This is a genomic window from Citrobacter sp. A316 (assembly GCF_002042945.1).
In the GTDB taxonomy this organism is placed as follows: Bacteria; Pseudomonadota; Gammaproteobacteria; order Enterobacterales; family Enterobacteriaceae; genus Citrobacter; species Citrobacter portucalensis.
This window is the reverse complement of sequence record NZ_MVFZ01000021.1, coordinates 52,505-75,230: the sequence shown is the minus strand read 5'-3', so window position 1 is coordinate 75,230 and position 22,726 is coordinate 52,505. Positions and strand designations below refer to the sequence as shown.

General features: G+C 48.0%; 19 protein-coding genes and 2 pseudogenes. 8 read left to right on the top strand and 13 right to left on the bottom strand.

Annotation, left to right across the window (positions count from 1 at the left end):
* Window positions 1-40 precede the first annotated feature (40 nt).
* The 5 genes from gspS to BZK41_RS22030 all read left to right on the top strand — a co-directional run bounded on the left by gspS (window position 41) and on the right by BZK41_RS22030 (window position 4,012).
* The gene (gene gspS / locus BZK41_RS22050) at window positions 41-439 is read left to right on the top strand and encodes a type II secretion system pilot lipoprotein GspS (protein WP_079939591.1); all 399 of its coding nucleotides are present in this window, start codon (window positions 41-43) and stop codon (window positions 437-439) included.
* Between the two features lie 382 nt (window positions 440-821).
* Complete coding sequence (locus BZK41_RS22045; protein WP_079939590.1) at window positions 822-1,472, top strand: PIG-L deacetylase family protein; 651 nt, start codon at window positions 822-824, stop codon at window positions 1,470-1,472.
* A gap of 9 nt (window positions 1,473-1,481) precedes the next feature.
* Entirely contained in the window at window positions 1,482-2,678 is a 1,197-nt protein-coding gene (locus BZK41_RS22040) for a glycosyltransferase family 2 protein (RefSeq protein WP_079939589.1), read from the top strand.
* A complete protein-coding gene (locus tag BZK41_RS22035) occupies window positions 2,656-3,237 on the top strand; it encodes an acetyltransferase (RefSeq protein WP_079939588.1) in 582 nt (193 codons plus the stop codon). Before BZK41_RS22040 ends, BZK41_RS22035 begins: the two co-directional genes overlap by 23 nt.
* A 1-nt stretch (window position 3,238) precedes the next feature.
* Window positions 3,239-4,012, top strand: coding sequence for a YaiO family outer membrane beta-barrel protein (locus tag BZK41_RS22030; RefSeq protein WP_079939605.1), 774 nt, complete (start codon window positions 3,239-3,241; stop codon window positions 4,010-4,012).
* Window positions 4,013-4,407: 395 nt separating this feature from the next.
* On the opposite strand, the gene BZK41_RS22020 is transcribed toward BZK41_RS22030, so the two are convergent.
* The 3 genes from BZK41_RS22020 to BZK41_RS27790 all read right to left on the bottom strand — a co-directional run bounded on the left by BZK41_RS22020 (window position 4,408) and on the right by BZK41_RS27790 (window position 6,978).
* Window positions 4,408-5,244: an AraC family transcriptional regulator gene (locus BZK41_RS22020; RefSeq protein WP_079939586.1), complete on the bottom strand. Its 837-nt coding sequence runs from the start codon at window positions 5,242-5,244 to the stop codon at window positions 4,408-4,410.
* A 742-nt stretch (window positions 5,245-5,986) separates the two neighbouring features.
* Window positions 5,987-6,718 (bottom strand): FimD/PapC N-terminal domain-containing protein, encoded by a 732-nt coding sequence (locus BZK41_RS22015; RefSeq protein ID WP_079939585.1) that lies wholly within the window; start codon window positions 6,716-6,718, stop codon window positions 5,987-5,989.
* Between the two features lie 8 nt (window positions 6,719-6,726).
* Window positions 6,727-6,978 carry a molecular chaperone gene (locus tag BZK41_RS27790; RefSeq protein ID WP_079939584.1) on the bottom strand — a complete coding sequence of 84 codons (252 nt, stop codon included), beginning with the start codon at window positions 6,976-6,978 and terminating at the stop codon, window positions 6,727-6,729.
* Here BZK41_RS27790 and BZK41_RS27125 point away from each other — a divergent pair.
* On the top strand, window positions 6,970-7,209 hold the full coding sequence (locus BZK41_RS27125) for a hypothetical protein (RefSeq protein ID WP_139762650.1): 240 nt from the start codon (window positions 6,970-6,972) through the stop codon (window positions 7,207-7,209). The genes BZK41_RS27790 and BZK41_RS27125 overlap by 9 nt on opposite strands.
* Window positions 7,210-7,277: 68 nt before the next feature.
* On the opposite strand, the pseudogene BZK41_RS27120 reads toward BZK41_RS27125, so the two are convergent.
* The 10 genes and pseudogenes from BZK41_RS27120 to traD form a co-directional block, all read right to left on the bottom strand.
* A pseudogene (locus BZK41_RS27120) lies at window positions 7,278-7,603 on the bottom strand (group II intron reverse transcriptase/maturase); the annotation flags it as partial.
* 168 nt (window positions 7,604-7,771) lie between these two features.
* A pseudogene (locus BZK41_RS21995) lies at window positions 7,772-8,024 on the bottom strand (IS3 family transposase); the annotation flags it as partial.
* A 1,200-nt stretch (window positions 8,025-9,224) separates the two neighbouring features.
* A complete protein-coding gene (gene repA / locus BZK41_RS21990; RefSeq protein WP_079939583.1) occupies window positions 9,225-10,082 on the bottom strand; it encodes an incFII family plasmid replication initiator RepA in 858 nt (285 codons plus the stop codon).
* 594 nt (window positions 10,083-10,676) lie between these two features.
* Complete coding sequence (locus BZK41_RS21985; RefSeq protein WP_079939582.1) at window positions 10,677-11,093, bottom strand: hypothetical protein; 417 nt, start codon at window positions 11,091-11,093, stop codon at window positions 10,677-10,679.
* Between the two features lie 68 nt (window positions 11,094-11,161).
* On the bottom strand, window positions 11,162-12,700 hold the full coding sequence (locus BZK41_RS21980; RefSeq protein WP_079939581.1) for an IS66 family transposase: 1,539 nt from the start codon (window positions 12,698-12,700) through the stop codon (window positions 11,162-11,164).
* Between the two features lie 50 nt (window positions 12,701-12,750).
* A complete protein-coding gene (gene tnpB / locus BZK41_RS21975) occupies window positions 12,751-13,098 on the bottom strand; it encodes an IS66 family insertion sequence element accessory protein TnpB (protein WP_042922210.1) in 348 nt (115 codons plus the stop codon).
* Window positions 13,095-13,499, bottom strand: a complete 405-nt coding sequence (locus tag BZK41_RS21970) for a transposase (protein ID WP_079939580.1) — start codon at window positions 13,497-13,499, stop codon at window positions 13,095-13,097. The genes tnpB and BZK41_RS21970 overlap by 4 nt, the downstream gene beginning before the upstream one ends.
* Before the next feature lie 28 nt (window positions 13,500-13,527).
* Window positions 13,528-13,923, bottom strand: a complete 396-nt coding sequence (locus tag BZK41_RS27315) for a hypothetical protein (RefSeq protein ID WP_172313273.1) — start codon at window positions 13,921-13,923, stop codon at window positions 13,528-13,530.
* A gap of 33 nt (window positions 13,924-13,956) precedes the next feature.
* Window positions 13,957-19,380 carry a conjugative transfer relaxase/helicase TraI gene (gene traI, locus BZK41_RS21960; protein WP_079939579.1) on the bottom strand — a complete coding sequence of 1,808 codons (5,424 nt, stop codon included), beginning with the start codon at window positions 19,378-19,380 and terminating at the stop codon, window positions 13,957-13,959.
* On the bottom strand, window positions 19,377-21,953 hold the full coding sequence (traD, locus tag BZK41_RS21955) for a type IV conjugative transfer system coupling protein TraD (protein WP_079939578.1): 2,577 nt from the start codon (window positions 21,951-21,953) through the stop codon (window positions 19,377-19,379). The genes traI and traD overlap by 4 nt, the downstream gene beginning before the upstream one ends.
* A 210-nt stretch (window positions 21,954-22,163) precedes the next feature.
* On the opposite strand from traD, the gene BZK41_RS21950 reads away from it, so the two are divergent.
* Both BZK41_RS21950 and BZK41_RS21945 read left to right on the top strand, forming a co-directional pair.
* The gene (locus BZK41_RS21950; protein ID WP_079939577.1) at window positions 22,164-22,412 is read left to right on the top strand and encodes a type II toxin-antitoxin system CcdA family antitoxin; all 249 of its coding nucleotides are present in this window, start codon (window positions 22,164-22,166) and stop codon (window positions 22,410-22,412) included.
* Window positions 22,409-22,720, top strand: a complete 312-nt coding sequence (locus BZK41_RS21945; RefSeq protein ID WP_079939576.1) for a CcdB family protein — start codon at window positions 22,409-22,411, stop codon at window positions 22,718-22,720. The genes BZK41_RS21950 and BZK41_RS21945 overlap by 4 nt, the downstream gene beginning before the upstream one ends.
* The last annotated feature ends 6 nt before the right edge of the window (window positions 22,721-22,726 follow it).

Below are 22,726 nucleotides of genomic sequence, written 5' to 3'. Positions count from 1 at the left end.
AAACTTAAATCGGGTTAAACAACCCGGGGTTAAAATTACAATGATTAATAAGTTAAACAGAGTGAAACGTATCACTTCCTTACTGCTAATGCTGGCTATCGCCGGTTGCCAGCAGTCTCCCTCCCCCCATAAACAGACTGCCGTTTCCCTGAGCGATCAGCTGGAACAGACGGCTTCTCTGGTAGCGGCGACCCAGTATCTTAAATCAGCGTGCAACCGCAGCGATTTGCCTGATGAGCAGGTAATCCTCCACGTCGCAACCCGTGTCGCCATTGAGAAAGGGTGGCGATCCATAACTCGTGAGGGGATACATAAACACAGCGACATAATTTCTGAGCGTCTGAACAGGGACAGCACTCCTGAGCAAATAAAATGCAGCGAATTTAACCGGCTGCTGAGCCCGTTTATCAGTGAATTACAGGCAGAGTCCCACAAATAAGAAGGGACTGACAGGCACAGAGTGTGTATACCGCTTTGCCCCACAAGTCTCGTTTTTTGCCAGGGCCGTATACAGCCTGATCTTGTTCAGGCTGTATACGACTTCGCAGGCGTGATACATCGTACTTAGCTGAATGATTAACCGGTCATGATTTGTCGCGGGCTTAATTTAATAATTAAACTTATGTAAAAAAAGTAATCTATTTGATAAGTTATGATATTTATTTTTTAATTGTATGTTTTAAATTTATGATGTTGTTATTTTTATATCATATACAGAGGGCTAATTATGGTTATAGTTGAAGAAAGTGTAGTGGCTGAAGTTATGGCTGAACTTCTTGATTACAAAAAGTGAAATGTTAATAATCTAAGGTTCTAGTAAAGTGCTTTTATCTCTATCACCAAAAACAAAAGGTGTTCTTGCTATTGGAGCACACCCTGATGATATAGAACTTGGTTGTGGGGCATCCCTTGCGCGTCTTGCACGTAATGGAATTCATATTTCCGCTGTAGTAATGACGCCAGGAAGGTCAGGAGCAAGCGAACTGATTGATCGTCACCAAGAGTCTCGTGATGCCTTGAAAATATTAGGGTGTCAGCAAACTATTCATCTTGACTTTGCTGATACGCGTACTCATTTGCAGCTCAATGAGATGATTGCCGCATTAGAAAATATCATTCAGCATCAACTTCCCTCAGATATTGAAATTAAGCGAGTATATACAATGCACAATGCTGATCGCCATCAGGACCATATGGCGGTCCATCAAGCTTCTATGGTTGCTTGTCGGGCTATTCCACAAATTCTTGGTTATGAAACGCCAAGTACTTGGCTTTCTTTTATGCCACAAGTATTTGAGTCAGTCAAAGAAGATGATTTTAAATTAAAACTTAAAGCCTTAAGTAAACATCAAAGCCAGAGTGGCCGTGACTATATGCGTCCTGAGCGCCTTCGCGCACTTGCACAATTTCGCGGGCAACAGATTAATAGTGATTATGGGGAAGGCTTTGTTATTCATAAAATGATTCTCTGAGTGTATTAGATGAAAACATTAATCTTCATATTTATGGCTTTAGTAATATTGATATGGTTTATCTGCACACTAAAGCTTAAACCAAGTCAGAAAAAAGGGAGCGTTGATGCTATTATTCCTGCATATAATGAAGGGCCTTGCTTGGAGGAAGCATTAGAGAATCTTTTGCGAAACCCATATTTTTGTCGAGTTATTTGTGTAAATGATGGTTCTACCGATAATACATCTGACATAATGGAAAAAGTAAAACAAAAATGGGGTGATCGTTTTATTGCTGTTACGCAGAAAAATACTGGTAAGGGCGGGGCTCTTATGAAGGGACTTGATCATGTAACTTGTGATCAAGTCTTTTTAAGTGATGCAGATACTTACGTTCCGCCGGATAACGACGGCATAGGATATCTTCTTGCAGAAATTGAACGGGGCGCAGATGCTGTGGGTGGGGTTCCTTCCACATCATTAAAAGGTGCTGGTTTGCTACCCCATATTAGAGCCACCGTAAAGTTACCAATGATTATCATGAAACGAACATTGCAGCAGTTTCTCGGAGGGGCTCCATTCATTATTAGTGGTGCATGTGGAATGTTTCGAACAGATGTTTTACGCAAGTTTGGTTTCTCCGATCGAACAAAAGTAGAGGATCTGGATCTTACTTGGACTTTGGTTGCCAATGGTTATTGTGTTCGTCAGGTCAATCGTTGTATTGTTTATCCCCAAGAGTGCAACAACCTGAGTGATGAGTGGCGTCGCTGGAGACGTTGGATTATTGGCTATGCTGTATGTATGAGATTACACAGATCGCTCTTGTTAAGTCGTTTTGGCATATTCAGCATTTTTCCTATGGTCATGGTTGTGCTTTATGGCGTGGGCATTTATCTGGCTACTTGGCTTCATGAGTTTTATGCTAACGGACTATATGGTGTGATATTAGCTATATTTCCTTTAATTTGGCTAGGGATAGTAAGCTTGATTGGGATATTTAGTGCATGGTTTCATCGTTGCTGGATGTTAGTGCCATTAGCACCTCTATCTATTTTATATGTTCTCTTAGCATACTCTATATGGATTATTTATGGAACTGTTGCCTTTTTTACTGGACGTGAGCCTCAAAGAGATAAACCCACACGCTATTCGGCCTTGGTGGAAACGTCAGAAACTAATACCCAGACATCTTCCCCAGGCTGTGAGGGATTTTCTAGGACTTGATACCGAAGAAAAAAATATTAAAATTGATGAGAATGTAATTATAGATGAAACCGACGGTGAAGTTATTATAGGCTCTAATACAAGAATTTGTCACGGTGCGGTTATTAAAGGGCCTGCAGTAGTTGGTGCTGACTGTTTGATTGGTAACTACGTATTCATCCGTCCTGGAACGGTGATTGGCAATAGAGTGAAAATAGGATTCGCAACCGAAATTAAAAATGCGGTTATTGAGTCTGAAGTATCAATTGGACCACAATGTTTTGTTGGTGATTCTGTTATTGAACATAAGGTATATTTAGGGGCGCAGGTGCGTACCAGTAACCATCGTTTGGATGAACAGGTAGTATGTGTTCGCACTCAAGAAGGAACAATTTCTACTGGCTGTATTAAATTAGGATGCTATATCGGGCAGCGTTCTCGACTTGGAGTGCAAGTTATTATTTTACCTGGGAGAATTATCGCTCCAGGCACTCAGCTTGGACCACGAATTATAGTGGAGCGTAATTTATTTTCAGGAAAATACTCCCTTCGACAAGATTTAATTTGTTTAGGTGATTAAAATGAAAAAGCCAGTACTATTCGCATTAGGTATTCTAAGCTCATTGCCAGTGTATGCGGAGTTAAAATCAATTACTACAGGATATGATTTTATCGATTATTCTAGCAAGCATGGATCGAAAAATATAACATATGCTGAAATGATCGCAAATATTGAAAAGGCGACACTGCTTTTGAATATTTCTCGAGGACAGCGAGATTATGATACAGAACGGTTCACTGCTACGAGAGGACAGGGAGCTGTATGGTATAGATGGAATAACTGGTTGACAACTCGTACAGGTATTGGTTTTGCTGAAAATAGCCCTGTCTTTGCTCAACAGGATTTTCGCCAGGATATTAATCTAAATCTGCTACCTAAATCGTCGTTTACAACCGGATATCGCTATACCAAATATTATGATGATGTAGAAGTTAATGCTTTGCAGGGGGGGATCATCTACTATATAGGTCCGTTTATAACTAGCTATCGTTATACCCACTATGATTCAAGTAGAACAGGTAGCAGTTATAGCAACATGATTTCAATTCGTTTCAAAGATTCGTATGATAGTGGATATACTCAACTTTGGATTAGTAGAGGAACGGGGGCTTATATCTATGACTGGTCTCCAGAAACTCAACATGGCAGTATGAAGAACATAAGTCTTCAACGTATCCAGCCACTGACTAAGAAAATGAATTTGGGGGTTACTGCAGGTAAAATCTGGTATGAGACACCAATACATGATTATAGTGGTTTACAACTTGCGGCCCAGCTTTCTTGGAAATTCTAACTCCCCCACTTTAATATGTGGTGTTATTATATGACTAACATAACACCTATTTCTATGTAGAGCTGGTCTTGGAGCTATTATCATCCTAGAGTTATGGAAACGGATTTGCTATTAGCTCAGAGCGTTCTTCAGCGCACAAGCAACATTCTAGCTCTAATTGATCTTTCTGGTCTATTTATAGGCCAGAATACCTTTATTGCTGATCAGATTATACTGATACCCATAACTATCTACGATGTTTTATGTAAGATAAATAATGATATGAATTTTGATATTAATTTTGTTCTGGTTACTATAAAAGAAATCAATGGCAACAATTCTAAATAAAAAAGATGGGCAAAAACTATATCACGTCACCTTGTGTTTGCCCATCCAATATGACAAAAGAATGATTCTTAGTATATTAAAGTATTTTGGTTGTTTCTATCTCTAAAGTAAATTATGAATTGTTTTGGTGTAATTCCAAAGTAATTTTTAAAGCATTTTATAAAGTAAGATGTGCTAAGTATCCCAACATCCTTTGATATTTGATGCATTTGCAAATCGTTTTCAAGTAATAATTGTATTGCTCTGTTCATTCTTACCTCAATTAATAGGTTATTAAATGACTCTCCCTCTGAGTCTAATCGTTTTCTAACAGATATTTCTGAAATGTTAAACTCATCAGCGATCATATTAAGACGCCATTTCCTTGATACATTCCTTTCTATTATACCTTTCACTTTATCTGTAAATGTAATGGCAGCTGAGGCAATCAATGAGTTAATTATCTCATGCACAATCCCCATTCTTGAGATAATATATGCTAACTTAAGTATTTTCAGTCTTGTATCTCTGGAATATTCAATTCGATTAAATATTTTTATACAATCTGTGCATCCATTAGTCCCAAAAATTTTGTTTTTAATTCTTCTTTCAAGAATTTTCTCATCAATATAGTAGCTGTGTGTTGATCTAAATATATCTTTTAACATCAGCAATTCTTCTTTATCAAGCCGTATAGCTCTATAAGGTTTTTTATCAGAGTTTTTCTTCTTTATATTGCAGGAGAATTTTATACTTCGTTCTATAAACACAAAACTCCCTTGCGGAAAAGAAAGAACTTCGTTCTGTTTTTGTATCGTTAAATCACAGTTATCCGTATAAATGATCATGTATTTATTAGTTGTTATGTTTTTTATAGCGATAATAGATGGGTCAACGTTATGTAGTTCATCTAATACATCATTCATGTTCTCTCCTGAGGGTGTTTTATAAATTTAATATCCATACTGAATTACTCTCTATTGTGTTTTATTTTTAGAGCTGAACTTGATACTTTTTTGCCATGAAATGTGAGCTTGTTTTTTGTTTTGCGTTTTTTTTATCGTATGCTGTGGATTCTTGGAGATCTAAAACATTTGTAATATACTTTTGATATTTGACCGTATTCTGAACGAAACATCATAATTGCTTTAGACTTTGTCAGCCATTACAGAGTTACTTGAATCTGCCGGGCAGAAATGTAATAAGATAATTCATCAGTCCCTTCTTGAATCATGCGCACAATTGAAGATATGTCATCGCATGATGACGTTTCTTGCAACCGATGAGTCCTGAGCAGGACACAAATAGTCGATCGATGTGAGGCAGGATGTAGGAAGATTTTAACTGTATCACAGTAGATTTTGAGATCGAAATCGAGCACCATTCTCTATATAACATATTTATTATTTAACATAATCATTCTTGTGCGCACTAACGTTGTCAGCGCAAAGCGTTATCGTCGTCTCAGCACAATTCACACGCGTCGATTCGCGGGTTGCGGCTTGCCGACAGAACGCATCATTCGTTCTGCCCATATTTTACGTGTCCCGCACCGTTGGTAGAGTGAAAAACTAGGGATATGAGCTGATTGAGTTGCTTGCTTAAACCAAATGACAGCTCTGGGAGAAGAGCAGGCAGTGATACTTAAGGTCAGTTATAACCATCAATCTATAGTATTGACGTGTAGGACTCACCAAGGGTAAGTTTACTTTTTATACTACGAATTCCACGCTCGGCATATAAAAGCGAGCGTTGCCATCCCAGATTTCGCTGCCAGGAAGTGGCGCCACGCAAACGCCACGCCCCGGCATTTATGCCGGGATGAAGCTTTATATAGTCGTATCGCATAACACCGTTGGTGCTTTTGTATCTTGTCTGTTGCGACTCAACCTGATAATCCATCAGTAATGCCGGGATCCCATCATCCCATAAATTTTCTGGTACCCTGTTTTCTGACCTTGGAACAAGAGTCTTTGGGGGAACAACGATAGACAGTTGTTCTTGGTTAAAATCGAAAGAAATATCTGCCTGAGGTACAAGTGAAAAATCGACACAACCTTCGACTGGCTTTAACAAAGCCGGGAATTTATTTTTATCAATACCATAATCACTTAACCATTCAGGCAGAATACAGGGCATCAATGACAATGAATCTGATACTTTGCTAAGTCTGAAATCAATATAGCGCTTATCGACAATATTACCGTTCAAATAAACAGATACATAGTATCGCCCAGGCAACTGTAATCCATCGTTAAACAACGATATATCTATCGATTCATCTCCTTCATTGAACATAGCCGCATCAAATTTGTAACTCTTTCCTGCAGAAAGGAAAGGAAACAGCGCAAATATAAATACAGTAATCTTACGCAATAACATTGCAAACCATACAGACATTATCAGAATCAGATTTTATTCGTAAAATCTTTACTTACTGCACCATAATCGTCAATAACATTCCAGGTTACCGTTCCGGTATCATCCCCCCCTTTTCTCTCAAGCATAAACCTGCGCTCACCACCTGGCGGAATATAATCTGGTGTCAGCTTTACACCATTAAACGACAGAGTGCTCAAATTTATGTAAAACGCAGATTTATTGTAACCAATAAGTTCATTACCCGACTTGCGCCAGAGGAGCTGATTAGCATGATCCAAGGTTTACGCAAAAGCACACCTCATTACATTGCATTATTCTCATTGATAATAATTGATTTTACTCAAGGGAAAAACACAAAAAAAATACAAAAAAATATAAAAACAGTCGAAATGTTCAGCCAAATTAAAATATATAAAATAAAAAACTACAATCTATTTGGTGTAGTGAAATTATATTTCAATAAAATACAAAAAAACAATCACTCAAAATATTCTTTTTCTACACAGTAAATGCCGAGTATTTGTCATCAGCAATACAGGCGGACGTAATGCGTGGCATTTTTAATAATGTCCGTTCTGAGGTAGCGTTTATGCAGAGACTGATCGAACTCATTCAGTATGATGTTCGACAGCAACTGAGAGATCATACCGCCCTGAGACATACCTTCACTGGCCGCCCGGAAGAGACCAACATCAACATGCCCAGCCTTGATTGTTTCCACAGTTGGTGAGCTGTAATTTCACCGTGCGGATTGCGTTCAGGCTGGAAGCCATACGAGAGCGTATCAAAATCACTCTCCCAGATAGGCTCCATCGCCATCAGCATTGTCCGCGGAACAATACGATCCTGCAACGCGGGGATAACCAGGGGTCGCAGTTTGCTGTTGCTTTTTGGGATATAAACAGTCTGGACTCAGACATACTGAAGAGGCTGCCCGTCGCACTCTTTATCCTTTCTTGCCGCAAGTTGGCAGGAGGCAGCAGTTCGGACTGTGAAAAAAACTGCTGACCCGATTTTCAGCCTACATGTCTGATTATCTTCGCCCGGCAACGGCTGCATATCTTTTCGTCATTCCCGTTTCAGCTGGTCGTCAAGGCACTTTCGCTGAGTACGCTTCTCCGGATGCTGGCGGTATCCTGCAGCGGCATTATTTTTTCCACAGTCGGTCGTACTCCGCCTTCGCAAAATAAGCTGAGGCCTGGCGCAGAATATCGTTGCTGCGCCGCCGTTCACGAACCTCTTGTTCCAGCAACTTGAGGCGCTGATGCTCATCGCTAGTGAGTCCGCCATCGCCAGCACCATTATTGCGTTCATGCTGACGCAGCTCTGGTGGGTAACGGTTTGCTCGTTTAGATGTTATTTCGGCTCTCCTTTCACTGAGAGCTTAGTCTCCCGAAAACCCGGTACGGTTTACCTAGTCCGGCTCCCATTTTCCGGGTTCAGCAAGCTCGTTCCGCAGTACAGCGATAATGTTATCACGACGTGATTCGTATCCAGCCTCAGCCAGGGCAAATACGATGCTGCCGCTACCTAGCATATTTCTTCATGCTGACGCATGAAGGTATCTGAATAATTCATCCTGCCCCCTTGAAAATATACCCCACTTTCTGGAGTGATTATGTCGCGAGGTGGCATGGAGGCGCCAAAGGATGATACATATGGCACTGTAGTAGAATGGCGCCGTAGCCCGGCACAGCCGGTTACAGAGTTGATAGTTTCCACCAGGCCATCCCTCCGCCTGAAAAGCCATAATTTGTTTATAACTATGCGTTATATCATTAAGCCCTTTCAACTCCGGTGAGCGGGCTGTACGGCGCTTGCGACGTACAGGGCGTGATTTCCGGAGCCGTGGTGCCGGCAAAGCCGGTGCCGGGGGCTGTACAGAGGAACTTACCGCGATGTAACTGGCAGTGGTTCAAATGTTTAGTTACATCATCCAGCATTAAAAGCGATGTAGTTCCCGGCCTTCGGCCGGGGCGGCGGCGCTTTTCAGTGGTGGGGAGGGGCTGGCTGGATGGTTGGGTGGGCACTGGTTTTTGCCTAAATATTTTGGATGTTGTAACTAATTTATGATGTTTTTTTGCCCGCCACTTGTTGGCGGGAGGTACCTCAGTTTTTCCGAACCGGCGCGGACGTAAGTCCGCTGCAAGGGCGGTCATTCTTATGAGCCTGTCCACAGGACGGGCGACGAACAGGTTATGTATTTATAAGAGAGAAAGGTTATGTATTTAAAAGAAGTACAGAGCAGGTTTTTAAAGGAAACCACGCACATTGAAATCACAGCGGCTGGCGCTCTGTCAGGATAACGGTTGTAGCCTAATGGAAATTTCCCTTGCAGTTATATGTTGATAACTCAATCTGGCGACCGCAAGCAGGGTCGAAGGATGAATCTCGGGCCACTGCAGGTGAATTTCAGTGCATTTTTGAAGTTAAAACAGCGCGGATTGGGTAGATTAACAGGCTGGAGAGAGGTACAGACGTGAGAAATCCTCCGGCGTCAGCCGGATTTTTCGGTCAGGAGGATCTATATGGGGACGGTGGCCAGCCGCGTGTAGTTGTTGCCACGCGACATCAGCATGCGCTCTGTGACACGCCGCTCAAGTTCACGTTTTATCGCATCGCCGCCTCCGGTAAAGCGACCACTGGCGAGTTCTCGCGTCAGTTGCTGCTTCACCAGAGTTTCAATGTCCTTGCGGGTTCTGTCGACATCACGTCGCGCACGGGCGCGCTTCAGTCCGTGCTGTTTACGTTCCGACTGATAGCTACGGAACCGCTCGCGTACAAAGCGCCAGGCCTTCGCTATCAGTTCATCCATCTGCAGCGGTTCCAGGCTCTGCTTTTTACGCAGCTTGTTTTCCCACTCAACGCGGCTGCGGCGCGCGGCCAGTACAGCCACGTCAGAAACATCGAGCGCGGAAAACAGTGCCGGCGTAAAGGTGATATCGGTCGGAATATTGCAGCCAATCTGCGGGTCATATTCTGTCTGGTACGTTATCAGCCCCAGCTCCGACATAAACTTCAGTGCGCGTGTGGCACGGGTGATGGACAGATTACCGCTTTTCGATTCCGTGGCCAGGCCGCACTCGATGGCCAGATTGGTAATGGAGCGCTGAACGCGATTAGCCAGGGGGTCGTAGTGGAAGCATAACCCCTGCATCAGCGCATCGATGGCCCGACGACGCAGTACCGGCGGCATACGCTGCCGCTTACCCAGCGATCGCATAAACGCCACATGTATGGAAAAATCAAAACGGGATGTAAAACCTTCGGCTTTCGCCATCAGCTTACGACAGAACGGCAGAGTCTTTTTGCCCTCTCGCGGAGTAAACTCCGGCTCAGGATTTTTGACCTGTCTGTAAAAGATAGGTTTTTTCTCAGTCACACCGACCTTTTCTTATGGCGGTCGGGTGTTGTTTTATATGGTGCGTGCGTTATAATCCTTCACAGGCAACGCGCCTGCTTTTGGACCCCCTGATATTCTGAACAGCCCGCCAAAGTTGAGCAGATTTCAGGGGGTTTTGCATTCAGGCTCCGGAGAACTTTCCGTCACCTGTTCCTGAGCGTCTTATGGACACGCTCCCATCCATGTTCCTGCTTCCGGAAGTCCGCATTTCTTCCGAAATAAAGTTTTACCCCCATCTGCCTCACCACAAAGCAGCCAATAAAGTTTGGATTAGGGCGTAAATCTAAAATTATTCAACAGAATACCCCACCACAAGGCATCTGTACGTCCGGGAAGTTTACCTTTTCACTCGTAAATTTTCCATACGAAAAGATCGCGGATCGTGACAGAAACCCATAGGATCTCGCAAGAAATACTCTAACTACCAGGGGGTAATATGGGAATCCTTCACGGCGCTTTACGCAGGATAGCCGCCCAGGTGCAATAATGGGGTTATGTTTTAGCAGGATACATACCGGCATTATCAGACAACGTTTTCTGGCGGGAAACCGCTGTCAGGCCGGGAGCATGGTGTTATCTGGAGGCTTTTTCGATAGCAGACAGCAGTCTTTCTGCCGGAATAAAGCCTGGAAATACAGTGATGTTTTGGGGCGACGCACCACTGATGGGCATGACAATGATACCCGGAGTACCGGTGAGACCCAGTTTGCCTGCAAGTTCCTTGTTTCGGGAAAGCGCCGGGGTAAAATCTTCTCTTCCCGGATCCATCCAGCCAGCCTGACGGGAAGCCTCTGAAATATCGTTTGTACTTAGTCTTCCCTTATCATGGCCAGTTCTGTAAATAGCACTGTGGTATGTCATATACCCTTCAGCCCCCTTTTGCTTCCAGACAGACAATCCACGTTCAGCCGCCTTCAGGGAGTTTTCCCATCGTTCACCAAAGATTGGCAATTCTTTAAATACATACCGTACATCAGGATGCGCCTGCATGATTTTTTCCAGAGCTGACGCCAGCTTGCTGGTAAGCGTCTAGCGAGAACCGTATTGACGGGGATGTGTTATTCAGTTGGCAGTGTGATGCGCCAGGGTAGCAGCTCGCTGACCCGGTTGACCGGCCAGTCAGCTATGACGTCAAGGACATGGCGAAGATAGCTTTCTGGATCCACGCCGTTCAGTTTGCACGTCCCGATCAGACTGTACAGCAACGCTCCACGCTCACCACCGTGGTCTGAGCCGAAGAACAGCCAGTTCTTTCTCCCCAGACTGACCATCCGCAGCGCATTTTCGGCCAGGTTGTTATCGGCTTCGGCCCATCCATCGTCTGCATAGTACGTCAGTGCCGGCCACTGGTTCAGGACGTATGCGAACGCTTTCGCCAGTTCTGAGTGTCGCGACAGGGTTTTCATCTTTTCACGTAGCCAGCTTTCCAGGGATTTCAGCAGCGGTTTCGTTTTCAACTGGCGTTCGGCAAGGCGCTGCTCTGCCGGCATTCCCCTTTTCTCCGCCTCGATGGCGTACAGTTCGCCGATCCGTCTCAGGGCTTCTTCTGTCAGTGCTGACGGGGTACGAACGTGCACATCGTGGATTTTACGGTGGGCGTGAGCCCAACAGGCAGCTTCCGTTATCCGGCCATCCCGGTACAGCTCGTTGAACCCGGCGTATGCATCCGCCTGCAGCACACCACTGAACCCCGCAAGATGGGTCTGCGGATGGATGCCTTTTCTGTCGGGACTGTAGGCGAACCAGACCGCCGGCGCCAGTTCTGAACCGGCGTTGCGGTCATCACGAACATACGTCCACAACCGCCCGGTCTTCGTCTTCTTATTGCCCGGCAACAGCACCTGGACGGGGGTATCATCGGCATGGAGTTTGCCGTCGGTCAGGACATAGTCCTGAAGCACCTCTTCCAGCGGTGACAGCAGCCGGCAGCACGCATCCACCCAGCCCGACAGCAGTGAACGGCTCAGTTCCACACCCTGACGGTCGTATATTTCAGACTGGCGGTACAGCGGGGTGTGCTCTGCATACTTTGAGCTCAGCACGCGGGCCAGCAGCCCCGGTCCGGCGATACCCCGCTCGATGGGGCGTGAAGGCACGGGAGCCTGCACTATAGCGTCGCATTTTGTGCAGGCATGTTTTTCCCGCACCGTACGGATAACCCGGAAGGCGCTGCGCATCAGCTCCAGCTGTTCGGCTGCATCTTCACCCAGGTAGCTCAACGCACCGCCGCAGTCCGGGCAGCACGGCTCTGTCGGCAGCAGCCGTTTTTCATCACGGGGAAGTGATTCAGGGAACGGTTTGCGGGTGCGGGTCTGCCGCAGAGGGCGCTGTACTGCCGGGTCGTCAACCCGGCCGGTCAGCGTATCGCTTTCTTTCTGCAGCCGGTTCAGGTCTGCTTCTATGTGTGCGATACGGCGGGAGACTTTTTCGGAACGACTGCCGAAGTTCATCCGGCGGAGTTTATCCAGCTGCGCCTGCAGATGGTCTATTTCACGCTCCCGGTTGCTCAGTTTTTCCTGCAGGGCGTGGATCAGCGCTTCCTGTTCGGCAAGGCGCTGTTTCAGCAGAAGGATATCGTCAGAAGAGGTGTCGTTCATAAGCCCGTATTTTACCAGGCTTATTCTGCGACAACCAGGATTAAAGAGGCCTACAGCATCGTCAGGGAGGTCAGCAACCGCTTTGGCTGCCGCCAGTCGATACCTTCCAACAGCATTGCCAGTTGCGCCGGCGTCAGGAACACTTTGCCATCACGGGCCGAGGGCCAGGCGAAGCGGCCACGTTCCAGCCGTTTGGTCAGCAGACACAGCCCGTCGCCGGTAGACCACAGCAGTTTGACCTGGCTGCCACTGCGGCCGCGGAAGATGAAGACATGGCCGGACATCGGATCGTCTTTCAGCGCCGTCTGCACTTTTGCAGCCAACCCGTTGAAGCCGTTTCTCATATCGGTAATACCGGCAACCAGCCAGATTTTTGTTCCGGAAGGTAACGGGATCATCGCTTCAGTTCCTGTATCAGCAGAGTCAGAAGATTTTCGCTGACAGTACCGTTGAGGCGGAGTGTCCCGTGCCGGAACGTTATCTCACAGCTGATACTGAGTGATTCAGGTACCGCAGCTGCTACAGGTTGTGACCGGGAGGAAGTTGTAGGAACAACATCTTCGGCATCAAGTGTTATCGGGAGCAGCTCAGGCACGCTGTTTTCTGTTGCTGAAGGAGGACGTAGTTTTCCTTCGCGCCAGTACTGGCGCCACTTGAACAGCAGATTATCGTTGATCCCATGCTCACGAGCGAGTTGCGCTACGGAGATCTCTGGTCGATGCGAGAGTTCAACCATTTTGATTTTGAACTCAACGGGATAATTAGGGCTTTTTTTACGCACTGCGGTTAATGATTTCATGGATAGCGTCCACCATATTTGGTGTCCACTATCCTCTCAGGAATTTCAGGATCTGCCAGACGGTGCTGAGACGACGCTTACGCTTGCTGCAAAACTCGCACTGGTAATCAAAAAATGTTATGAGGGCCACTTTCGCGCGCTCTGGCCCGATAACGGGCGTGTCGTAATCATTCAATAACTCTTTCTGGTTTTTCATCACGCGGACGGCATAATTCAGCTGTTCACGCCGTAGTTGTTGTTCCTGAAGTTTTTTACTGACCGTGACCAGCACATCGGGATGTGCCACCAGGTAGTCTGCTGCAATTTCACCAATTCTGGCTTCCTGCTCAGGTGTAAATGGAGAAGGTTGTGCTGAAGCCTGTGCGACTGGATTTATAAAAAAGGATGTTGCAACGACAAAGAGGGATAAGATCGTTCTCTTCATAAACGGTTTCTCGATTTCTATAGGGGATGGGGATTAGCGTTCTTTCTGGATGGTACGTGTCAGTGACGGTTCTTCACGCTCCGGTAAACGACCGTGTTCAATACTGTTTGTCTGTCGCGCTATATCTCGTTCATTACGGGCCAGTTCAGTCACCTGGCGGGATACACCAGAAATATCCGCACCACGTCCGGCATCAATCTCCTGCCCGGCACGCAGTAATTTTGCCGACTCAATCTCCTGGCGTTCCTCTGAGGACGCGATCCTTCTGAGGACATTTTTATCGGGTTCAGGAATGTCTTTTTGTCCATCAGCACCATAAATCTCCGGTTTGATGTTCAGCTCTTCTCCTGCCGGCTGAATTATCTTCACTGACAGCGGATCTGCAGCTTCTCCCGAAGATTTACCGGCATCGGCTGCCAGTGACTCTTCTGTAAGCCTTCGGGCTTCATCCTGGTCACGAATAAGACTGATATCGACAGTGGAATTCTTGTCGGCGTTGTGTTCAGTTTCGGGCAGAATAATTTCAGAGGATTCACGGCTGACACGTTGTACACTGATTTCTTCGTTCTCCCGTCTTTCTCCGCCACTGACTTTAATCAGTTGTGCAGAGAGAGACTCAGTGCCAACCTGCCAGAACACACCATCTTCCGGTCGATTGCGAACGGCATCGAGCGCAGCCGAAAGCTCACTTACAACGACCGTATTCCCCGACTTACTTCGCTGCAACAACGCTCCGCGGCCACGTTCACTCATCACCATACGTGTCTCGCCCTGCGTCAGCCTCCCTTCATTGCTCGCAACCAGAGAAACTAGCGCCAGGCCTGAACTTTTGCCGTTGTTATCATAGACAGGCAGAGCGAGCGCAGGCTCCGGAAAGCGTCGGGTCGCCGGGATGATTTTCGCGGTAAGTGATGAGTCATGCATGTTCTGGTGTCGCAACCAGGCTCGTCCAATGGCCGTCTTACTGACAGGTTGCCCCATTGACCAGATAGCTTTTGCCTGTTTACGCTGTGTTTCTGGCGCAAGCGCATCGTGGGCGGTTTTGATATCACGCTCCGGGGATTTAACCGCTTTGATCCAGTCCTGCTTACCGTCTGTATAAATCTGGACGTGCTCCTTCACACGCGAAGCTGATATGTAAAATGCCCGGCGGGTAGCCAGAGCCTTACGCCCTTCTTCTGTGCCCTCCAGTGTTATCACGTAATCGGTGCTGGCACCTTGTGCACCATAGCCGGTTACTGCCCAGCCGTAGTCTATGTGCTGCTGTGCGCGAACGTCTTTCGGGTTAATGGTTGTGTAACCTTTCTCGCCCTTAAGCCTGATATCACCTGTCTCACTGACAGATTCGACGGTATATCGCTTATTCGCTGTCTGGCCCAGGTCGCGATCGGTCGCCGTAAATTTCAGTAAATCTCCGGCTCTGACTTCTATCTCACGACGGTGAAACAGCTGCACATCACCGGTAATAAGCTCCCGGGGTGAATAAAGGCCAATCCGACCTTCGTCATCACGTACTGTTACGGTACGGCCATTACGGTCAACAGCCAGCACATCCTGATAACGATCGCCACGTTTCACCACCATTCCCGACTGCCAGGCCTGAGTCTGGTTGAATTCATGACGTGTATGCGTGATTTTCTCAAGCACAGGCACTCTGACCGCTTTCTCGCCCAGCTCTCCCCGTTTTGCCAGCGTGGTATGAATGCCGGCATTTACTGCTCTGCGGTCGGCGTTAAGCTGTGTAATGATAAGTGTGCGATCACGTGCATCCTGCGTCCGGCCCGTCCAGTCAGCCACAATATCATCCACCGGCGTGGTCGTTTCCTGAAAGGCACTGTCAGGCGCGGTCGCATCCACATTGCGCGACACACGGTCACCGGGCTGACTTTCAATTCGTTTCAGGGCCGCATCAATACGATTATCGATAATGTCATGAACCGCGCCTCGCAGCTGGACATCTTTCTGACGAACTATCTCCTTCATGATGGCCACGTCCATCGGGCTGCGTTCCTGCATCAGTTTAAAAGGCGCGCCAACATCGACAGACTCAAACTGGTCGATGTCCCCCATTGAAACAGCGCGACCTCCCCCTGCAGCAATCGCCTGAAACAGCGCTGCAGTATCCTGGTTTCCTGCCATTGAAGATTCATCAATAAGGAATACCTGCCCTTTATAGTCAGGTTTTTCTCCACCGGCTGTCGCCTGTTCATGTTCCACAATAAAAGATTTAATGGTCTGTGCCCTAACGCCTACATCACTCATCTCCTTCACTGCCTGGTGTGTCGGTGCCAGACCTGTCAGTACCGGACGTACACCTGCTGGAAGAGTATCCAGTGCGGCAATGACAGCCTTAATTTGTGTGGTTTTCCCTACCCCTGCATACCCCTGAATTCCGATAAACTGGTCGGTACTGCCAAGCACCAGGGTGGTAGATTTTCTCTGACCATCAGTCAGGCCGCTCATGACGGCTTCAGGGACATGGTCAAGTAGCGGTAGCTGCGTGTTTTTCCCCTGATCCACAACGCGCAGAATTGCCTTTTCCATCTCCCATGTTGAACGGGCAACCAGCTTAGGCTCCCCGCTCAGTGAAACCTGCAACAGTTCACCGGTTTTAAGCATCGAGTTAATTTCATCCCCGATGGCATCCAGGTCAGGGTGGTATTTCACAGCATCTTTTGCCAGAACCAGTGGGCTGAACGTTACCGTTCTCTGGTCGTTGACCGCGCGCCAGACAGCAAGCCCTGCCTCTGTACGTACGCCGTCCTGCAGGGTTTCAACCGCACTACTGACGTTATCCTGCCCACTGAGTGTGCGGACCAGTTGCACGGGGGACACATTCGTTTTCATCCTCTGCAACCGTGCTTCAGCTCTGTCCTGCACTTCAGCTGTAAAAATTTCCGCCCTGTGACCACTTTGCGCCAGAGAGTTAACCGTCTGACCTGATATATCCCGTGTGTTCAACGCGGCCAGAACCACACCACGGTCATTATCACGCCCACCAGGCGCACTGACGTAAGCATGGGTTACATACAATGGCTGGTTTTTAGGGAGCGTCAGCATGTCATTTCCTCGTCTGATTTCTATTCCTTTGTCACTGATCCCTGTAACCTCGAGACGGTCTTTAGCTTTAAGATGATGTTCGCGGTCACCGGCAACAGCCAGAAGCTTTTCACCGGTAGACACATTCAGTGTTTCCCGGTTAAAAAGACGCCAGTCTGCGGTGACATCGCTTAATTTCATCCTGGTAAGCACTCCATCTCCGTCAATGAGTGAAAGTACACGGGTATCCTCATGCACCCGATCAATCACGTAAGACTGACGATTTCTGGAATCACTGCGGTCCTCAAGCACCATTTCGGGGCGATAAGAACCTGGCATGCGGCGGGTCCGCTGATCGAGCCAGACAGGGTGTCTGGCTTCAATATCCACACCGTCGCGGGCCAGTTGCCCTGCATTTTGAAGCGCATTACGAATAAGCCCTGTCAGGTGTGACTGTTCACGCTTTCCGATTACCACTGCAGTTACGTTCTCGCTACCGCCGTTCAGCTCTGCGAAGCGCGTGGCCAGTGATTCGTAGCGTTCGCGTTTGTCAGGGATACTGACCACCGAGGCTTCCAGACCTGGTGCTGGTTCTGTTCGACGGGAACGACTTATACCGGCTGACTCCAGTACCGACATGGCGTTACCGTTAGCCTGGCGCCCGGCGCTGTCGAGAAAGACCAGTTGAGCATCCTGCGCGCGGGCTTCACCCAGCAAAACCAGTGTTTCTTTCAGTCCAAGACGTTCTGCCCCCTCAATAATCAGCGTACTCTGGGGTTTAAGATGGAAATCGCCACTCAGGACATGCTGGCGGCTGATAAGTCTGTCGCGCAGTGTGTCTGATTTTGCCAGTGATATGGCACGTTCTGCGGAACTGGCCAGAACCTGAACATCACGACCGAGTGCCGTGGAAATACCGGTTAGCTGAGTCGTCAGGTCGCGGATACCTGCCACCCCTGACGGAGCATTCATCAGTACCAGTGGGTCCTGCTCCACGACCGCCAGTGACGGCGGTGCATACTGCTCAGGTCGGGTAAAACTGACCACACTTGTGGATTTAATGTGTTCCTGGCTAAGAGCCTGAATGGACAACTCATCCAGCAGGTGGATCCTTGAAGTAAAAACACCCTTTTCACTGTCCAGCGGTACAATCATGCCGTCTTTCAGTGACGCATCAATCGCAACACGAATATCTTTCATGTCCGGGAGTTTTTCACTCAGTTCGGCCGTTGTCAGCATCAGTTCACCAAAGGTGAAACGTGTTTTATTGTCGCTCAGCTGCGAGATGGCCTGGCGAACAGCTTCGGTCACCTCCGGAATCGGTAATGGTTCCTCGAAGCGACCGTTCGTGGTGAGATGAATCCCTCTGTCACGCGTCTGAGAAGGTGCCTGTTTCTCTCCCGACACTTTACCCTGATCCTGTTCCGGAGTTGTTGAGGTGGTTAATCCGGGCGTTACGGGAGTGTTTCTGAGTACGCTCCCTGCTTCTGGTACCTTTTCCTGGCCTGTGTATTCAGAAGGTTGAATACTGTCCTGGTAAGCCCTGAGATCAAATCCCTTCTCTTTCATCTGCCCCAGCCAGCGCTCCATGAGGCGTAACCGGGAGGGATCAACTTTGGCCCTTCGGGTATCCTTTGCCGCCACATCCCGGCTGCGTAATGTGGCCTCAGCGCCGATTGCCCCCTGAATTTCGCGTCCCCGCGAGGAAAATTCTTCCCTGACTTCTTCCGGCACCCCCTTTATTTCCCACATGCCATGTTTACCGACTTCTTCTACCTCATGGCCCAGCGCCTCCACACGGCTTCGCAGTGCGCTGCGGTATATTTTCCCGAGCGTCACCTGCATTTTCATAACCGTCTCAATAAAACCGGCATTATGGATATAGTCAGTGGCCAGCGCTTTCCACTTACCATCCTGTTCTGTCATGTTGGCCACAAGAAGATGCGTGTGCAGCTGGGGATCAAGATTTCTGGATGTATCATGGGTGAATGCCGCCGCCACCATTTTGCCGGTATGTACGATGGAAGTGATCCCGTCTTTTGTATCACGGGCAGAAATCAGCTTCTCAACATAACCTGCAGCAATACGAACGGCATGGTTATGGGCTTCCAGCATCTCCTTATCGCCCCCAATGAGTGCCAGTATTGAGACGCTTTTGGGAGCAGAAAAGGTAAGATCATGGCCCGGCCGGTGTACATGGTTGCCATTAATTTCTTTACCCAGGCGGGAACCATCAGGTAAACGCCCTTCCAGTACGGCTGTCAGGTCATCTCCCCTGACCTGACCATCGAGGCCCAGCGCGTCAGCGCCTTCCCCCATCCAGAGGCTTTGCAGGTTACCGAGGAAATAATAGTTATCTGAATGGCTGTAGTAGCCAGCAGCATCCGCTGCCGAGCCAATAGGGGCGACTGACATCATAATTCAGGTTCTCTGTCGTCATAATGTTGATCGTGTTCGCCATAACCCGGATCGTCGGGATGGCGATGCAATAAAATATTTTCTTCGTCCTGCGCGAGACGTTTATTCGTCTGGTGTGTTTCCGGACTGGTGTCTGTACGGGCTGTTTTTCCCGACGTCGTGACCGTTATTCCCCCATCACTATTCGGGGTGATTCGTGCATCCAGGTTCAGCGTTTCCCCTGCCGCGCTCTCATCTCCCTGCTGATCGTTCCCTGATGCGTTAGGCCGTTGGCGCGCCTTTTGCAACATATCCAGGGCTGAGGTAACGGGCTGTTCAGTACCGGATGTACGATGGCGGAGACTGCGCAATGCCGCCGGCAGAGTGCTGTCCTGAACAACAGGATTGGGCACAACTGGAATGGCTGGTTCCCCAGAACACGGAGAGTCATTTGCAGAAACAGAAACTGAGGGCGTCGGTATTTGCTGTGGCGCTTGCCGGGTAAAAGGCAGTGGGAAAACATTATTTTTCTCAACGGAGGAAACCTTCACGACATGAGATTTTTTTTCGGGAATTACTGATGGCGAAACAATGTGTTCCTGCTTCGGCTCCGGTTCCGGTTCTGTGGCCCGGACAGGAGTAACGTCTGCCGGTGGTGTTTCTTTTTCTGTCACAATGGGTGAGGGCCGGGAAGTAATGACTGTATCGCCTCCGGATGCAGTTGTATTAGTACCCGACTTTTCCAGTATTTCATCCCCGGTCGGGAAGGTCAGACCGGCAGCAGAAGCAGCACGCTCATTTTTTTGAATCACCTTTTCCAGCTCGGGACTCAGAGCATCGCGAATGTTTCTTTCAATCAGTCCGGGATGATGTTTCTTTGGCTTCCGGTATTTGAGTTTCAGTCGAACAACAGGATATTCACCCGGCATGCGAACATAAAAACTCAGGTTAGGCAGACGCATAATCTGGTCGTAATCGACAATTGGGTCGTTAACCTCATCCTTGCCCAGTGACACACCATCACGGACCTGATCCAGACCGTAGCTGTTCTGTTCACGGATTTTTCGTTTACGCTGATGCCCCAGTTCCTCTTCCACCACTTTGGCCATCTCCGCGCTTGGGGAGCGGCCATACATGCGGGTGTTCATCAGGTCGAAAATGCTTTTGGCCAGTTCACGACCATAGACGTGGATCATCTGTGCCATGTTCTGCATTCCCAGGACAAAACAGCCGCCGAATTTACGCGCTTCAGCCATCGTTTCTGCCAGTTCGGGAATGCGCTGAAGGCTGGGAATTTCGTCACAGATAAACCACACTCGCCGATCGCTGTTCTCCCCCATACTCTGTAAAAACATGGTGGCCAGTGATAACCAGAGAGATATCAGAGGCCGGACACTTTTGCGGTGTCGGGCCTGTGTGGAAATAAAGAGCCAGCTGCTGTCGTACTTCGACTGTGTCATCCATTCGCGGATGGTAAACGGGGGTTTGGTACCGTCATCCAGTCCCTGCAGGTATCGCAGTGATTTGGCATAGTTGGTGACTACTGAACGGATCGATATGGCGGTCTTTTCAATTTTCTCCTCAACCAGGTTGGCCGATGGGGTGTTGGCCAGATAATCACGCAGGCTTTTCATGCTGAGGGACAACAATGTCTTGAGAAATTTCTCGATGCTGCGCTCCGGGTCAGCAGACATCCTTATGGCCAGGTCAGCATAAATGGTCCGGGAACTGGATACCCAGAAGGGGTCGGACTCACCTTCAACGGGGATAAGACTCGTTGCAAGGTTGTCATAGTCCACAGCATCCACACACTCTCCCCACATATCCCAGTTAGCGCAGCGTTCGTCATGAGCGTTAAGAATGAAATCAGTTCGGGGGTTGTAGTGAGTCTCGGTAAATGTACAGCCGGAATCATATATTATGGCCCGATCGCCACGTTTTCGGATGAACTCCAGCAGCCAGCGAATAAGTGTCGACTTACCCACGCCAATCGTGCCGTGGATCAGGAAGTTCATTACTTCGGCCATCCTGACCATGTGTAATTCACCCACACGTAAGTCGGACAGTTCTCCACTCTTACGCAGTAGCCGGTTCACCTCAGCCGGATTTTCCGTCAGTTGCATGCCGGAAATATACTGGTCTTCACTTTCCTTGCGGCCAATGTCGGCAATGTACCAGGCGATGCCCACGAATACACACAAGCTGAACACCCCGCTGACCAGCACTGCCCACTGCAGTTGATTGAAAAACTGCTCCCCCATAGCCGTCATGTAAGGGTCTGTGAGTATCTGTGGCAGGGTCATTTTCAGGACCATCTGCGTCTGAGTGGCGGCATACCAGTAATGGATGTCATAGAGTTTTGGAGTGCCCGGCGGCATCAGGTCGATGAAGCTGCTGTTAATGCTGGCAAACCACCACAGTGAGCCGTTATCGAAAACCTCCTGTGGTATGCGTAAGAAAAAGATGACGGCTGCCAGCACAGCAAAAAGGATGAAGATCCAGAATCCTATCCAGTTGTTGACCTGAAAGAACATGCGCCAGCGATAGGCAGTCATCTGCCCACCCTGAGTGAGATTTTTACCTGCAAAGCTCATAGAATTTACCCGGCAGTAATCGCATCGCCAGAACGGCAACGAGACAAATGGTTGGTTAAAAAAGAAATTCCAGCGCTCGCCGCAGACATGACTGCGCCTGTGCAGTCATGTGAGGAAGCGAAATATCACAGGAATAACGGCAGGCACTTACGCTCTGGAGCAGAAATGCGCTATATTTATGCGCATACATGATGCGCAGAGGATTTAACAATGAATACGACTATACGGTCGCGCAAAAGAAGCACCAATATTTCGCTGGATGCCGCCCTGGTGGACGAAGCGAAGATGCTTAACATCAATCTTTCAGCAGCCCTTAATTCTGCTCTTGAAGACGTGGTCCGTGCCGAACGTCAGGCCAGATGGAAACAGGAAAACAAAGCGGCTATCGATGCCATGAACAAATTTACTGCTGAACATATTATTCCTGGCAGCAGTGCAGCTTTGAGAGTCTTTAAATGAATCAGGGAACCGTATTCAGAAGACTGGACAATCCGGAATATCCGTATTTCGTCATAGCGCAGTCCGATCAGCTAATCGATCTCAATACGCGGGTCATCATTCCTTTTGTCAGATGGCGCCAGTCATTACCTGGAATGAGCAAGATTAATCCCGTCGTTAACATCGATGGTGAACGATATATTCTGATGACGCAGCTGATTCAGACGGTCTATCTTCATGAGCTTGATGAGGAGGATATTCACAGTTACCGCCCTGAGATGAGAGATCTCATCGTCAGTGCGGTAGATTTCCTGACAACGGGAAGTTGAAAGGAG